This is a genomic window from Fervidicella metallireducens AeB (assembly GCF_000601455.1).
GTDB classification, from domain to species: Bacteria; Bacillota; Clostridia; order Clostridiales; family Caloramatoraceae; genus Fervidicella; species Fervidicella metallireducens.
Genome location: NZ_AZQP01000055.1, coordinates 1 through 13,758, shown reverse-complemented (window position 1 = coordinate 13,758; position 13,758 = coordinate 1). Strand labels below are relative to the sequence as shown.

The window sequence follows — 13,758 nt, the reverse complement described above, 5'->3', positions numbered from 1 at the left end:
ATTTTGTAGAGAAAGAAAAAAGGATTCTTACGAATCCTTTGTGGAGCCGGCTATAGGACTTGAACCTACAACCTACTGATTACAAGTCAGTTGCTCTGCCAATTGAGCTAAGCCGGCATATGGCGACCTAGAAGGGGCTCGAACCCTCGACCTCCGGCGTGACAGGCCGGCACTCTAACCAACTGAGCTACTAGGCCATTGGTGGGCACAACAGGGATCGAACCTGTGACCCTCTGCTTGTAAGGCAGATGCTCTCCCAGCTGAGCTATGCGCCCTTATGGTGACCCCTAGGGGAATCGAACCCCTGTTACCACCGTGAAAGGGTGGTGTCTTGACCGCTTGACCAAGGGGCCATACAGTGTTTGTGTTGTTACACACCTGACACTTATATATAATACAAGAAAGTTCGTCATAAATCAACACTTTTTTTATGATTTTTAAAAGGAGTTTTTTCCTCAAAATCCGAAAATGAACTGGATCTAAATGTATACAACAGCTAGACATTATAAATCCCCTTAGACATTTCTAAGGGGATCTTTTTTTACATTTTATTTATTACTATTGTTTGATTTCTATTTGGTCCAACGGAAACTATTGAAACCCTTACTCCTGTATATTCTTCTATCATTCTTATATATTTCTGAGCATTTACATGAAGATCATCAAATGATTTTGCATTTTGAACTGAATCATCCCATCCATCAAATTCTTCATATACAGGCTTACATCTTGCCAGATCCTCAAGGGAAGCTGGGAAATAATCTATTACCTTTCCATCTAATTCATAGCCTGTGCACACTTTAATTTTATCGATTCCAGCAAGGGTATCTATTTTTGTAATAGTAAAGCTAGTAAGACCAGATATTCTTGCTGAATATTTTAAAATCACAAGGTCCAGCCATCCGCATCTTCTTGCCCTTCCTGTTGTAGTTCCATATTCAAAACCCTTTTCTCTTATATAATCTCCCATCTCATCAAAAAGCTCTGTTGGGAATGGGCCTTTACCTACCCTTGTTGTATATGCTTTAGCTACACCAACAGCATTTGTTATCATAGTTGGTCCTACTCCTGCTCCAATGCAAACCCCACCTGAAATTGGATGTGATGAAGTAACAAATGGATATGTTCCATAGTCAATGTCCAGTAATGTTCCCTGTGCTCCTTCAAATAAAACCTTCTTTTGTGATTTTATAGCGTCATATAGAACAACTGAAGCATCTTTAACATAATCCTTTATCATTTCAGCATACTTCATATAGTCATTATATATTTCATCGTAATTAAAGGCTTCTTCGTTATATAGCTCCTTAACAATCTTGTTTTTTATATTTATATTTGTTTTTAACTTTTCTGCAAAAACTTCAGGATGCAGAAGGTCACAGACTCTTATTCCTGTTCTTTCATGCTTATCTGTATAACATGGACCTATACCCTTACCTGTTGTTCCAATATCCTCTTTACCTCTGCTCTTTTCAGAAAGAGCATCAATTACTTTATGGTATGGCATTATTAAATGACATCTATCGCTAATAACCAACTTCTTTGGATCAACTATTATTCCTTCTTTTCTGAGATATTCAATTTCTTCAAATAGAGCCTTTGGATCTATTACAACTCCATTACCTATAACACATTGAGTATTATCACAAATTATACCTGAAGGAATTAAATGAAGCTTATATTTCTTCTCTCCAACTTCTACTGTATGCCCAGCATTGTTTCCACCTTGATATCTTACAACAACATCAGCACCCTCTGCTAAAAAGTCTGTAATCTTACCCTTTCCTTCATCTCCCCATTGAGCTCCAATAACTACAACTCCTGACATTAAAATCACCTCATAATCTTTTTAGTATTTCTCTTGCAATTATCACACCTGAAGCAGATGCCTGAGCAAGTCCTCTTGTAACCCCTGCTCCATCACCTGCTGCAAACAGGTTTTTTATCTGAGTTTCTAAAACATTAGATAGTTTTATTCTCATTGAATAGAACTTAACTTCTACACCATATAACAGGGTATGTTTCGAATATATTCCCGGTGCAATCTTATCTAATGCTTGTAACATTTCTATTATATCAGTTAAAAATCTATATGGAAGAATCAGACTTAAATCTCCTGGGGTAGCATCAACCAAGGTTGGAGTTACTAAGCCCCTTCTCAGTCTTTCTTCAGTTGTACGTCTACCTTCAAGTAAGTCTCCAAGCCTTTGAACAGTAACCCCATCACCAAGCATGTTGGAAAGACTTGCAATATATTTACCATATTCTATTGGTGAATCAAAAGGTTTTGTAAAATTCTTACTTACTAAAAGGGCAAAATTTGTGTTTTCTGTTTTCTTATTTGCATAACTGTGTCCATTCACTGTCTTGATTCCGTCATTGTTCTCCACAACAACCTCACCATATGGATTCATACAGAAAGTTCTAACCCTGTCATCAAAGGATTTTGTATAATAAATAAGCTTTGACTCATATACAGCATCTGTAAGCTCCTTCATAACGATAGCTGGACATTCCACCCTGACACCAATATCAACTGGATTTGTGCTAATCTCAAGATTTAACTTTTTAACTTCACTTGAGAACCAATCAGAACCCTCTCTTCCAGGACAAACTACAAGGTAATCAGATGTGAATATTTCCCCATCATTTGTTTCAATACCCTTAATCTTTTCATCCTCAACTATCAGTTTTTTAACAGCACATAAAGTTTTAACTTCAATTCTTTCCCTTAAATAATCTTCCATTCTTCTTAAAATATTTAAGCAATTGTCTGTGCCCAAATGTCTGATTCTGGCTGGAACAAACTTTAAGTCAGCGGCTGCTGCTTTTTTCATAATAGCTTCAACCTCAGGAGTTATTTCTCCATTTATCTCCTCTGGTCCACCGAACTCCAGATATATTTTATCTATATACTCAATTAATTGCATTAATTCTGATTTGCTTACATATTCATCTAATATACCACCAAACTCTGTGGTAAGGGTTAATTTCCCATCACTAAATGCTCCAGCGCCACCCCATCCTGAAACTATGGAACAAGGATTACAATGGATACATTTATTTGTTTTTTCGCCTATTGGACATTTTCTATTTATGATACTTCGGCCTTTTTCCAGTAGTAAAATCTTTAGATCTGATTTACTTCTTATCAGCTCAAGTGCAGTAAAAATCCCTGCTGGTCCTCCTCCTACAATAATGACATCATAATTTTTCATATTATCCCCCCCTTACAAGGCTTACATAATTATAGTATCAAAGTTACCTTATTGAGTCAAATAAAAAACGAATATTTATTATTGAGTTTAGTTTTATTTTCGTCATTGTGTGAATTATATGTATTATTAACTTCAAATTTTAGAATAATTCGTATAGTTAAAGAAAACTATTTTCTTCATATACTAATCTAAATAATTAAATGGTATAATTTAATTATTTCATATACATAGGAGGTAATTATGAATATCCCAAATTTATTAACCACAATCAGGTTTATCCTTATCCCTGTATTCTTTATTATTTATTTTTCTTCTATGGATAATTCTTTTATTACTTCTATGCTTGTTTTTTTCTCTGCCGGAATTACAGATGTTTTAGACGGTTATATTGCACGAAAATATAATCTTATTACTAAATTAGGTACTGTTTTGGACCCTCTAGCTGATAAACTCATGACCCTCTCTGTTTTATTTTGTTTATCTTTAGATAAAATTATTTCTAAGTGGGTGTTTATTATATTTTTAATAAAAGAAATGTTTATGATTCTTGGTGGAATAAAACTTTTTAAATATAAAAAAGTAATATCAGCAAAATACTATGGTAAGTTAGCTACTGCATTTTTATATCTTTCAATAGCTGTTATGATTTTAGATCGTAGTATTGGTATATACATTATGTATATTTCCATATGCGTTACATTATTTGCATTTATCAATTATCTAATGACCTACATTTTTATTTCAAAAAACAAAGACATGCAATTGTAATGCATGCCTTTTTCTATTTTAAATATTTTGTTCCATTACATACAGGATATTTACTTCTATCCCATTGATGATCCATTTCAATTTGTTTATCTGTTAAATTAAAATACTTATGGCTTAAGGTACTTATTTCCCCTCCATTAATTACAGGATCATCAAAAGTTGCATCTACATGATAATACCCGTCATCTAATTTAACTATATTCCATGCATGATCTTCTCCATTTGCTGTACCTGTAATAACTTTACATTCTACACCTGCCATATTTAAAAGTTTATACATTGCAAGGGCATATCCTTCACAGACTCCAACCTTATTTACCAATATTCCATATGCCATGTGGGATTCCTTTGGTATTGTGTTTTTTATATAATTCTCATAATCGTATCTTGCACTATTAACTATATAATCATGTATTGCTTGTTCCTTTTGATAATCTGACATACCAGCCTTAATTATTTCATCAATTATTTCCTTTGCCCTTTGGTTTTCTACTGCTTTTATTTCCACTATCCTTTCCTTTGGCAGACTGTAATCTATTGATATTTCTACTTCTTGACTTGTTATAACACTTCCAAGGGTTGAAGTTCTTATTGATATTGAATAACTATCAAAATAATTTAAATCTGGATTATCCTCAGTTACCCTCTCAAAAATATTTTTAATAATCTCTGGACGTATAGGATTTTTTTCTTTTGAATTTATCTTAATACTATCTTCACAATTACTTAAACCCTCTTTTATGATATTATATATTTCTTTCTCAGTGAAAGAATAATTAACCTGTTGTGAAAGTGGACTATTATTGTAATTAATGACTAATTCTAATAACCTGCTTTTGCTACCAGGAAAATACAGTATTTTCTGTGCTGTTTTAAATTCTTTTTCTATTCCTTCTTTTTTTAATCTTACAAATGCCTTATCAAGGCTATATATATTAGCATTATAATTGTTAATTTTTAATACAACCTTAGTTCTATTTGCCTTCACTGTATTTTTTATAGCTGCATAAAACTGTTCAAAATTGCTCACCACAACATCAGCTCTACCATAGGTTAATTTTACAGTTAATATAGAGGTTTTCCCAACGGTATTTACGGTATAATTTATGGAAAGTGGTGTATGCTTCAGTGACGGATTACTTGTTATAGCCTTATTTACAGCCTGTTGTATGTTGTATGTTTTTTTGTTGTAATTACGTACCGTCAATACAAAGTTGCTCTTTTCCTTTTTAATGGATTCATTGATAATTTTATAAAAATCTCCGTAGCTGCTAACAACATTTAATGTTTTCCCAAATGCTTCAATTACATAATCCTAGGGGAAGGTATAATAACATTTACTATAAATATTAAAAGTAAAAGAGAGAGTAGTTTTCTATATCTTCTTTTGGCTGACATTTCAATCCCCCTTTGTTCTTATATTCCTTTTCTTTATTATACATTAAAATTCTTAATTTTCCATGTTGAACTTATTACCAAATCCAGTAGGATCTGAATAGTTATTTTATTCAGCATTCTATATTCCATTTCCATTGTATTATTTCTTAAAGTTAATTCTTTAAGTTTTGCTTTGAATTTCTTCAAAGGTTTCTCATGAACTCTTATTCTATATTGGCCTTTACCTCTATATAAAGAAAACCCTTAAAATTTAAGTTTCTTCATATTCATAACTTATCTATCAAACCTCCCCGGGCATCAATAGGGCCATATACTTGGTGTTTCCACACATCCTATCCGTCCCTAATATTAGATTCAAAGGTTGCCTTATCCCAACAAGATGATATTTTGTTGTTACTGTTCCTACTGTTTTTTCTGTTCTAATTCCCTCAGCATTGTATTTGAAGGAATCATTTATTCCGTTTCCTGAAATACTTGCTAGCTGGCGTCCCATTTCCCAGGTGTAGGTATATCCATTGTATGTTGTAAAGCTTGTACATCCAATTGATATTGCTGAGCTTTCAACTCTTCCAATGGTACAATGGTATCAAATATACAACAAGTGACTGCTGCTCTATCATTTAGTGAATTCGATACATTTAAGAATAATTCTCTTCATTTTTTACATTTTTTTCATTACCCCAAACTACTATCCCCTGTACTATAAAGTTGAAAGAGGATATTATAACTAATATCCCCTTCCTTCCAAACTATTGTTGACCGTCCCTATAAACATTGACCGTCCCTATAAACATATTTTACGCTTACCGAAAAATTATACAGTTGACCAAACTTTAATAAATAATAATCATAAAAATATATATCTTTAAATAAATTTATAATGTTAATAAAAATAAACATTTAGGCTTTACTAATCAGTTAGATTTTAAAAAAATCTAGAAACACAATTATTCGATTGGAAGGATGGGAGAAATTGAAAGTAAAGCCTTAAAGATTATGGTAGACGTTAAAGACGTTTTAGCGAAGATGCATAAAATCAATATGAAAAGATATATGAAAGGAAGAATTACATATGTTTAAAAAAATAATTGGTATGCTTATGGTAGGCATAATCTTAATGAGCATCACAGTATATGCATATACAGGTAAATTTGCAACTGCATATCATGGAAATGGTTATGATTATGATGCAAATCATTTTTATAGTAAATTATCTGGGATGGGATGGACAAACGTTTATAATTCTACAACTGCTTCAAATACTGTTAAAGCAGAAGATATATTAAATACTGCTGCTTCAAAAGGAGCTGATATCGTATACTATTCTACTCATGGATATAGTCCAGACAATAATCAAAAATATCATTTAAAACTGTATAGTGGTTATCAGGGCAGTGAAATAGATAGAATTTATCCTTCAGGAGCTGATGCATTGGCAGATGGATATAAAGGTTTTTATAATTATATTGGTGATGAATTCATTTCTCAAGATAGCATAAATGGATACTATACAAATTCAAAATGGAGTAGTAACCTCGAATGGATTGTATTAGCCTGCTGTAACCAATTGGAGGATAGATTGTTTGATAGTAACGATGGATGTGTAAAGTATGCAAGGACAATGTGTGGCTACCCAGAGAGATTCCATCAAATACTTGGATATCATGGGGGTGCTCCTGATGACACAGTTGATTACAAGGTGGCTGATAGATTTGGAGACCTTTGTAATGCAAATACTTTATATATTAAAGATTGTTGGAAAGATGCAAATGAATATTATAATAATGATGTATGGGCTGTAATATACCATTATGATAATAGGACAGATAAACTAAAAAGTCCAACAAGCGATACACTAGTAATGAGCAAGCCTAATATATATTTTCAATATTCAGGATCGTCTTCTTCAATTTTAAATAATTTTTCAAATTTAACAAACTTAAAATCAGGTATTGAGGTAAATGGACATGGAGGCAATCGTATTTTAGTTGAAGTAAATAATAAAGGTGTAGAAAGGTTTATTAAATCATGGCCAGAGATTAACAATAAACAGCAACTTGATAGCACGCTAATAGATAAGAACACTGCAGAGAAAGTTGTACAAAAGTATAACGATTCACCTATCAAAGAAGCAAGATTAATATATTATGGTGGAAGCCTGATGAAGTAATAGACCAATTAATACCTACATGGGAATTTAAACATAAAGGAAAGGATATCACTTTTATTAATGCATTGACAGGAGAAAAAATAAAGAATAAAAGTAATTAAATTTAAAAATAGGAAGTATATACAATAATCTCAGTGCGTTCTTTGTTATTCATTAACATATAAAATGTGGAGAGGGTTAGTGTGGAAAATTATAAAGTATTATCAAAACAATTTTTAATTTCTGTTAATATTTCTATTATCTGCATCTTGGTTGTAATAATGATAATTAAGAAATATTTCATTTGGGATAAAGTTATAGTTCCAGGATATGATGTATATAAGTTTGTGCAAACGGTAGAAAAACTTAATACAAATTATGACAAAATAAAAATTGTTGAAATAGCAATAAGTGGTGAACCTAATATAGCACAACATATGCAGATAAGGGATAATGACTATAAGTATTTACTTAATTTATCGCAAAAATACCCAAGGGTGAAAGTGACAAGTTTTATGATAAGAGGACGTTTAAGTTATAATCAGTATTATCAAATTCGAAAAATGGGAGATTTCAAAGGATTGTATAGATATTACTTAATACCAAGAAGGATTTTCGTAAACAATGCACTTAGCCCTTAATAATAAAAATATAATGATTCATAAATATTTAAATAATATACTTAAACTTCGCACATTAATTCAACTCTCAGATTTTTAAATTCTATTTCTATCAATTAGATGCGTTTCACTTCCTTACTTTCTGCCAAGATTGTCTCAACAACAATTGAAAAACTTACAAATGATGATAGAGTGAATGTATTCATCATTGATGATACTATGTTTGAGCGCAATAGCTCCAAAAAGGTGGAACTGCTGGTTATTTCAGAAGGTACTTGGCTCAGCCAAAAGCAACTTCTGTCATGCTTGAACTGATAGATCAGGCAAAATCAGCAGGCTTACCAGCATCATATGTTCTGTTTGATACTTGGTTTTGCTTTCCATCTTCAATTCTTTACTGTCCCTGTAGGGTGAAACCTCCTATTATCTACTCCTTTCTTCGCTTACATTGTGCTTGGTGCTATCAACCCCCATAGCGGACTTTCACCGCTAAGCTGTCGCCCATGCCGGGCACGCACCAAAAATAAAAGCCCTCCCTGAAAGGGAAGGACTTTTATTATAATAATATTCCTGCTATTGTTCCTGTCATACAGGTTGCAAGGGCGCCACCAATTAATGCCTTAATTCCAAGTTCAGCTATTTCACTTCTTCTCTCAGGAGCCAATCCTCCAATACCACCAATTTGAATAGCAATTGAACCTAAATTAGCAAAACCACAAAGGGCATATGTCATTATTACTATAGTCTTGTATTGAAGGCCGCCACTTTTTATAAAGTCAGCCAGTTTTGCATATGATACAAATTCATTTAGAACAATCTTTTGTCCAAGTAAGTTTCCTGCTGCCACTGCGTCCTGTGCAGGTACTCCCATTACATAAACCAATGGTGCAAATAATCTTCCCAGTATCCATTCTAAGCTAAATCCTTGTATACCAATTAATGTTCCTACCCAGCCTATAACGGAATTTACAAAGGCTATGAGTGCAACAAAGGCAATTAATATTGCTCCAACATTTAATGCAAGATGTAGCCCATCTATTGCACCATGTGCAGCTGCATCTATAATGTTTGATTTTTTATCTTCTATATCCATTTCTATCTTTCCCTTTGTTACTGGCTCTTCTGTTTCAGGGAAAATAATCTTTGATATTATAAGTCCTGCTGGAGCAGCCATGATACTTCCTGCAAGTAAATGTCCTGCATTTACCCCCATAGCAACATAACCAGCCATTACACCACCTGCAACGGTTGCCATACCTCCAACCATTATTGTAAGAAGCTCGGATTTAGTCATTGATTTAACAAATGGTTTAACTAGTAGTGGAGCCTCTGTCTGTCCTAAAAATATGTTTCCAACTGCAGATAATGTCTCAGCTCCACTTGTACCAAGAAGCCTTGCAATTCCCTTTGCTAAAAGAGAAATTATAAACTGCATAACTCCAAGATAATACAGTACACTCATAAATGCTGAAAAGAATATTATCGTTGGTAATATCTGAATAGCAAATATTACACCATTTTTTTCAGTATTAATTAAACTTCCAAATAAGAAGCCAGTACCTTCCTTTGTAAAGTCTAAAAGTTTTGTTATCACGTTGCTTAAAGCTTCAAAAACCATTCTCCCTGGAGGAAATTTTAAAATTAAAAGTGCAAATACTACCTGAAGTGCCAGTCCTATCCCAACCAGCTTCCAATTGATCTTTTTCTTGTTGTTAGAAATAGAAAATGCTATTAACAATATAACAACAAGTCCTACAATCCCCATTAGTCTTTCCAAAATAATACCTCCTAGTTTGTTTTCTATACAGCAATCTTTAAATCAATATTCATAATTTAATGATTTTTTTCAAAAAGTAACAAAAACCTTTGAAAATCAAAGGTTTTTGGCACAAATAAAGATTACCATATATTTTTTTAAAATTTTTATTATAACAATTATATATATTACATTGCTTCTGTTCTTTATGCAAGACTTTGTTTATTGTGAATTTATGGTTGATAGCTTTTTAAAACAAAGAGGCTATTTTAGCAGCAACCACTGCATCCACAGCTGCAGCTATTATTTCCATCTGTATCACCTACATACTGAATTGCACCTGAAGGACATAGATTTTGGCAGCCCCTGCATCCATGTACGCAGCCCTCTGGGTTAACAACCACTGGTCTATTTTTCCTTTGTTCATATACACCATGCTTGCATTTATTAATACAAGCACCACACTCTTTACATTGACTGTAATCAATAACCGGATACCAAGTTTTTGACATTATAAATCCCCCTTGTAAATTTATTTACATAAAAACATATGAATATAGGTTAAATAAATATCCTATTATTATTATTCCTGCTGAAACTATTGAAACAAACACATAAAGTAGCTTGCGTTTTACAACTTTGCTCAGCATTATTATTGATGGAAGAGAAAGTGCTGTTACCGCCATCATAAATGAGAGTACCGTTCCAAGTTGAACTCCCTTGCCAACTAACGCCTCTGCTATTGGAATTGTTCCAAATATGTCAGCATACATTGGAATACCTACAACTGTTGCCAGTAAAACCGCAAATGGATTCTTGCTACCAATTACATTCTCTATTACACTTTGAGGAATCCAGTTATGAATTGTAGCTCCAATACCTACACCTATTAAAATATATAACCACACTTTATTTATGATGAATTTAACCTGATCCTTTGAGTAATTTATTCTATCTTCACGAGTAAGTTCTGCAACCTCAACATCAACATCCTCGATTTCCTTTACATATCCCTCTACATATTTTTCCATATTTAATTTATCAATTAAAGTACCACCTATTACCGCAAGTATTAAACCAACAACAACATAAGCTAGAGCTATCTTTATTCCAAAGAAGGACATTAAAATCATAAGTGAACCTAGATCTACAAGTGGTGAAGATATTAAGAAAGAAAAAGTTACCCCCAGTGGAAGCCCCGCAGCTGTGAAACCTATAAATATTGGAATACTAGAGCAGCTGCAAAAAGGTGTAATTGTTCCAAGTAATGCACCTAAAATGTTGCCCTTGATTCCCTTTATATTCCCTAAAATTTTTTTTGTCCTCTCTGGTGGAAAGTAACTTTGTATATATGAAATAATAAAGATTAAAACCGAAAGCAATATGAAAATCTTTATTGTATCATAGATAAAGAAGTGTATACTTCCACCTAAGCGTTCCTTTATCGATAACCTGAATACCTTTTCTACCAATAAACGAACTAGCTCATAAAGCCATGTCATCTTCAACAACTGGTTGTTGAGAAAACCGAAAAATTGTTCTATTATATACATTTTATAACCTCCTGTGAAAATTATTATAAAGTATATTAGAAAATAATTAATTACTTACATTGTAATCATACTCCTAAATTTGTGTCATGTCAACATTATAAATGGCAGCCATATGATAATTTATACGACTGCCTCTATTTTATACATTATTCTTTTGGAAACCAATGTCTTGTTTTATTTGCAATATTAACCAGCGTCAGCATTATAGGAACCTCTGTTAAAACCCCTACAACTGTTGCAAGTGCAGCACCTGATTTTAATCCAAATAATGAAATTGCAACTGCCACTGCTAGCTCAAAGAAGTTACTTGCACCTATCATACCTGCTGGGGCTGCTATGCTATGAGGTAATTTCCACAGTTTAGCCCAGGTATAAGCAATTCCAAAAATTAAAAAGGTTTGAATAGTTAATGGAACTGCAATCAATAAAATATGGAGTGGATTATTAATTATTATTTCACCTTGGAATGAAAAAATAATTACCAATGTTAACAATAAGCCCATAATTGTAATGTTATCAAATTTTTTCAAAAATACATTGTTAAAATAATCCAATCCTTTATTTTTTATAATTCTACTTCTGGTCAAATAACCTGCTGTAAGAGGTATAACTACAAACAATACTGTTGACAATACAAGTGTTCCATATGGAACTGTTACATCACTTACCCCTAAAAGAAATGCAACTATTGGTGTAAATGCAAATAAAATTATTAAATCATTTACTGCTACCTGAACCAGTGTGTAAGCAGGATCACCCTTTGTAAGATAGCTCCAGACAAAGACCATTGCTGTACATGGAGCTGCCCCTAGTAAAACAGCACCAGAGAGATATTCTGTGGCTAGATTAACTGGAATTAATGTTTTAAATACAATCTTAAGGAAAAATGCAGCTATTAAATACATTGTGAATGGCTTTATCAACCAGTTTGTCACACAAGTTACTATTAAACCCTTTGGTTTTTTTGTGGCATTCACTATACTTGAAAAATCAATCTTTAACATCATTGGATATATCATAAGCCAAATCAATATAGCTACAGGTATGGATACGTTGTAATATTCAAATTTATTCAAGGTTTTTGGTACTATCGGCATAAATTGACCAATTAGTATCCCAACGACTATACACAATGCAACCCATATAGTCAGATACTTTTCAAAAAATCCAATTCCATTGTTTTTATTTTCCATATTTATTTTCCTCCTGAATTACAAAGAAATCTCTTTATTTTTTATTCTACTTCTTAAATCCTTGACCTTCTCTTCAATGGTTTTAGCTACCTTTATAAATTCCTCATCACTTTTTCCAGTAGGATCCTCTAATCCCCAATCCTCTGTATGTTTTGCAGGTAGATATGGACAAATTACGTTACATCCCATTTTTATAACGATATCTACCTTTGGTATATCTGAAAGCAATTTTGAATGTTGGGTTTGGTTCATATCTAAATTGTATAAATCTTTTATTATTCTCACAGCATCCTGATTTATCTGTGGTTTAGTTTCTGTTCCTGCTGAATAAGATTCGAATGTGTCTGACGCAAATAATTTTCCTAATGCTTCTGCCATCTGAGATCTACATGAATTGTGAACGCAAACAAATGCTACCTTTGGTTTCATTTTTTCATCCTCCATAATTTTATTTATTTTAGAAAGAGATTTTTCCCTCTTTTAAATCATCACAGCTTAAACCGCTGCATTTATATTTTTGTAGTCTTGCATAATCAATTTGACATTGATTTAGTTTCATTGCATGATCTTTGACTATTTCTGATATAAATGGGTATTCATTAATTAGCTTTTCATTAAACCTATAATAAACATACTTTGCTACTTTATAGTTATCTAAAATTTTTGCGTTGGTTAATTTGTTTAAATGCCTGGAAGCATTGGATTGATTTATATCCAACAAAACCTCGATTTCACATACACATAGATCTCCGTCTTTTAGTATATTAAGTATTCTTATACGTGTTTCATCGGATAGGGCTTTCATCACTTGTATCAAATCCAAAATCATCACCTCTCATATGATTATATTCAATTATAATCATATATTACATATCAATTTTTTTCAATATGTTTTTGTAAATTCTAGTTAAATTTTTTAGCCTGATTTATTGTTGTAATGTTGCTTGATTAGAAAATTCTTTATGCTATAATCAACATTATAAGATAAATATTGTATTTACTATTGTTTTCATAAATCATAAATAAATTTAAATAAAAAACTGCACCCATAACTAGTATCACTTTTTTTAAAATTATATTTATGTTGTTGAAGGAGGGATGAG

At 32.3% G+C, this 13,758-nt stretch carries 14 protein-coding genes and 4 tRNA genes; 3 read left to right on the top strand and 15 right to left on the bottom strand.

Annotation, left to right across the window (positions count from 1 at the left end):
• Positions 1-41 precede the first annotated feature (41 nt).
• The 6 genes from Q428_RS12430 to Q428_RS12405 form a co-directional block, all read right to left on the bottom strand.
• A tRNA-Thr gene (locus Q428_RS12430) sits at positions 42-117 on the bottom strand.
• A gap of 3 nt (positions 118-120) precedes the next feature.
• A tRNA-Asp gene (locus tag Q428_RS12425) sits at positions 121-197 on the bottom strand.
• Positions 198-199: 2 nt separating this feature from the next.
• Positions 200-275, bottom strand: a tRNA-Val gene (locus Q428_RS12420).
• A gap of 3 nt (positions 276-278) precedes the next feature.
• A tRNA-Glu gene (locus tag Q428_RS12415) sits at positions 279-353 on the bottom strand.
• A 188-nt stretch (positions 354-541) separates the two neighbouring features.
• Complete coding sequence (locus tag Q428_RS12410; RefSeq protein WP_035381418.1) at positions 542-1,828, bottom strand: adenylosuccinate synthase; 1,287 nt, start codon at positions 1,826-1,828, stop codon at positions 542-544.
• A gap of 10 nt (positions 1,829-1,838) precedes the next feature.
• The gene (locus Q428_RS12405; protein WP_035381416.1) at positions 1,839-3,218 is read right to left on the bottom strand and encodes an NAD(P)/FAD-dependent oxidoreductase; all 1,380 of its coding nucleotides are present in this window, start codon (positions 3,216-3,218) and stop codon (positions 1,839-1,841) included.
• 240 nt (positions 3,219-3,458) lie between these two features.
• Here Q428_RS12405 and Q428_RS12400 point away from each other — a divergent pair, with 240 nt between their 5' ends.
• Positions 3,459-3,986, top strand: coding sequence for a CDP-alcohol phosphatidyltransferase family protein (locus Q428_RS12400; RefSeq protein WP_035381415.1), 528 nt, complete (start codon positions 3,459-3,461; stop codon positions 3,984-3,986).
• A 13-nt stretch (positions 3,987-3,999) separates the two neighbouring features.
• Here Q428_RS12400 and Q428_RS14670 read toward each other — a convergent pair whose 3' ends face one another.
• From Q428_RS14670 to Q428_RS12390, 3 genes are all read right to left on the bottom strand, one after another.
• Complete coding sequence (locus tag Q428_RS14670; protein ID WP_051515160.1) at positions 4,000-5,193, bottom strand: transglutaminase domain-containing protein; 1,194 nt, start codon at positions 5,191-5,193, stop codon at positions 4,000-4,002.
• Positions 5,194-5,420: 227 nt separating this feature from the next.
• Positions 5,421-5,570, bottom strand: a complete 150-nt coding sequence (locus tag Q428_RS15505) for a hypothetical protein (protein ID WP_161633630.1) — start codon at positions 5,568-5,570, stop codon at positions 5,421-5,423.
• Positions 5,571-5,664: 94 nt separating this feature from the next.
• On the bottom strand, positions 5,665-5,877 hold the full coding sequence (locus Q428_RS12390) for a hypothetical protein (protein WP_035381414.1): 213 nt from the start codon (positions 5,875-5,877) through the stop codon (positions 5,665-5,667).
• A 579-nt stretch (positions 5,878-6,456) separates the two neighbouring features.
• Between Q428_RS12390 and Q428_RS12385 the strand changes: the two genes are divergently transcribed.
• Together Q428_RS12385 and Q428_RS12380 are read left to right on the top strand one after the other, a co-directional pair.
• Positions 6,457-7,554 (top strand): DUF6345 domain-containing protein, encoded by a 1,098-nt coding sequence (locus Q428_RS12385; protein ID WP_035381413.1) that lies wholly within the window; start codon positions 6,457-6,459, stop codon positions 7,552-7,554.
• 182 nt (positions 7,555-7,736) lie between these two features.
• Positions 7,737-8,174 (top strand): hypothetical protein, encoded by a 438-nt coding sequence (locus tag Q428_RS12380; protein WP_035381411.1) that lies wholly within the window; start codon positions 7,737-7,739, stop codon positions 8,172-8,174.
• 535 nt (positions 8,175-8,709) lie between these two features.
• On the opposite strand, the gene Q428_RS12375 is transcribed toward Q428_RS12380, so the two are convergent.
• The 6 genes from Q428_RS12375 to Q428_RS12350 all read right to left on the bottom strand — a co-directional run bounded on the left by Q428_RS12375 (position 8,710) and on the right by Q428_RS12350 (position 13,484).
• Positions 8,710-9,930, bottom strand: coding sequence for a NupC/NupG family nucleoside CNT transporter (locus Q428_RS12375; RefSeq protein WP_035381409.1), 1,221 nt, complete (start codon positions 9,928-9,930; stop codon positions 8,710-8,712).
• A 248-nt stretch (positions 9,931-10,178) separates the two neighbouring features.
• Positions 10,179-10,421: an ATP-binding protein gene (locus Q428_RS12370; RefSeq protein ID WP_035381407.1), complete on the bottom strand. Its 243-nt coding sequence runs from the start codon at positions 10,419-10,421 to the stop codon at positions 10,179-10,181.
• Between the two features lie 24 nt (positions 10,422-10,445).
• Positions 10,446-11,462 carry a permease gene (locus tag Q428_RS12365; RefSeq protein ID WP_035381405.1) on the bottom strand — a complete coding sequence of 339 codons (1,017 nt, stop codon included), beginning with the start codon at positions 11,460-11,462 and terminating at the stop codon, positions 10,446-10,448.
• A 146-nt stretch (positions 11,463-11,608) separates the two neighbouring features.
• Positions 11,609-12,655, bottom strand: coding sequence for an ACR3 family arsenite efflux transporter (gene arsB / locus Q428_RS12360; RefSeq protein WP_035381403.1), 1,047 nt, complete (start codon positions 12,653-12,655; stop codon positions 11,609-11,611).
• 18 nt (positions 12,656-12,673) lie between these two features.
• A complete protein-coding gene (locus Q428_RS12355; protein ID WP_035381401.1) occupies positions 12,674-13,084 on the bottom strand; it encodes an arsenate reductase ArsC in 411 nt (136 codons plus the stop codon).
• Positions 13,085-13,112: 28 nt separating this feature from the next.
• Complete coding sequence (locus Q428_RS12350; RefSeq protein WP_341349049.1) at positions 13,113-13,484, bottom strand: ArsR/SmtB family transcription factor; 372 nt, start codon at positions 13,482-13,484, stop codon at positions 13,113-13,115.
• Between the last annotated feature and the right edge of the window lie 274 nt (positions 13,485-13,758).

Coding starts and splice junctions, on each gene's coding strand:
- Q428_RS12350 (WP_341349049.1), bottom strand. CDS start 13,484: ATGATTTTGGATTTGATACAAGTGATGAAAGCCCTATCCGATGAAACA.
- Q428_RS12400 (WP_035381415.1), top strand. CDS start 3,459: ATGAATATCCCAAATTTATTAACCACAATCAGGTTTATCCTTATCCCT.
- Q428_RS12405 (WP_035381416.1), bottom strand. CDS start 3,218: ATGAAAAATTATGATGTCATTATTGTAGGAGGAGGACCAGCAGGGATT.
- Q428_RS12365 (WP_035381405.1), bottom strand. CDS start 11,462: ATGTATATAATAGAACAATTTTTCGGTTTTCTCAACAACCAGTTGTTG.
- Q428_RS12370 (WP_035381407.1), bottom strand. CDS start 10,421: ATGTCAAAAACTTGGTATCCGGTTATTGATTACAGTCAATGTAAAGAG.
- Q428_RS12385 (WP_035381413.1), top strand. CDS start 6,457: ATGTTTAAAAAAATAATTGGTATGCTTATGGTAGGCATAATCTTAATG.
- arsB (WP_035381403.1), bottom strand. CDS start 12,655: ATGGAAAATAAAAACAATGGAATTGGATTTTTTGAAAAGTATCTGACT.
- Q428_RS12355 (WP_035381401.1), bottom strand. CDS start 13,084: ATGAAACCAAAGGTAGCATTTGTTTGCGTTCACAATTCATGTAGATCT.
- Q428_RS12390 (WP_035381414.1), bottom strand. CDS start 5,877: ATGGGACGCCAGCTAGCAAGTATTTCAGGAAACGGAATAAATGATTCC.
- Q428_RS12410 (WP_035381418.1), bottom strand. CDS start 1,828: ATGTCAGGAGTTGTAGTTATTGGAGCTCAATGGGGAGATGAAGGAAAG.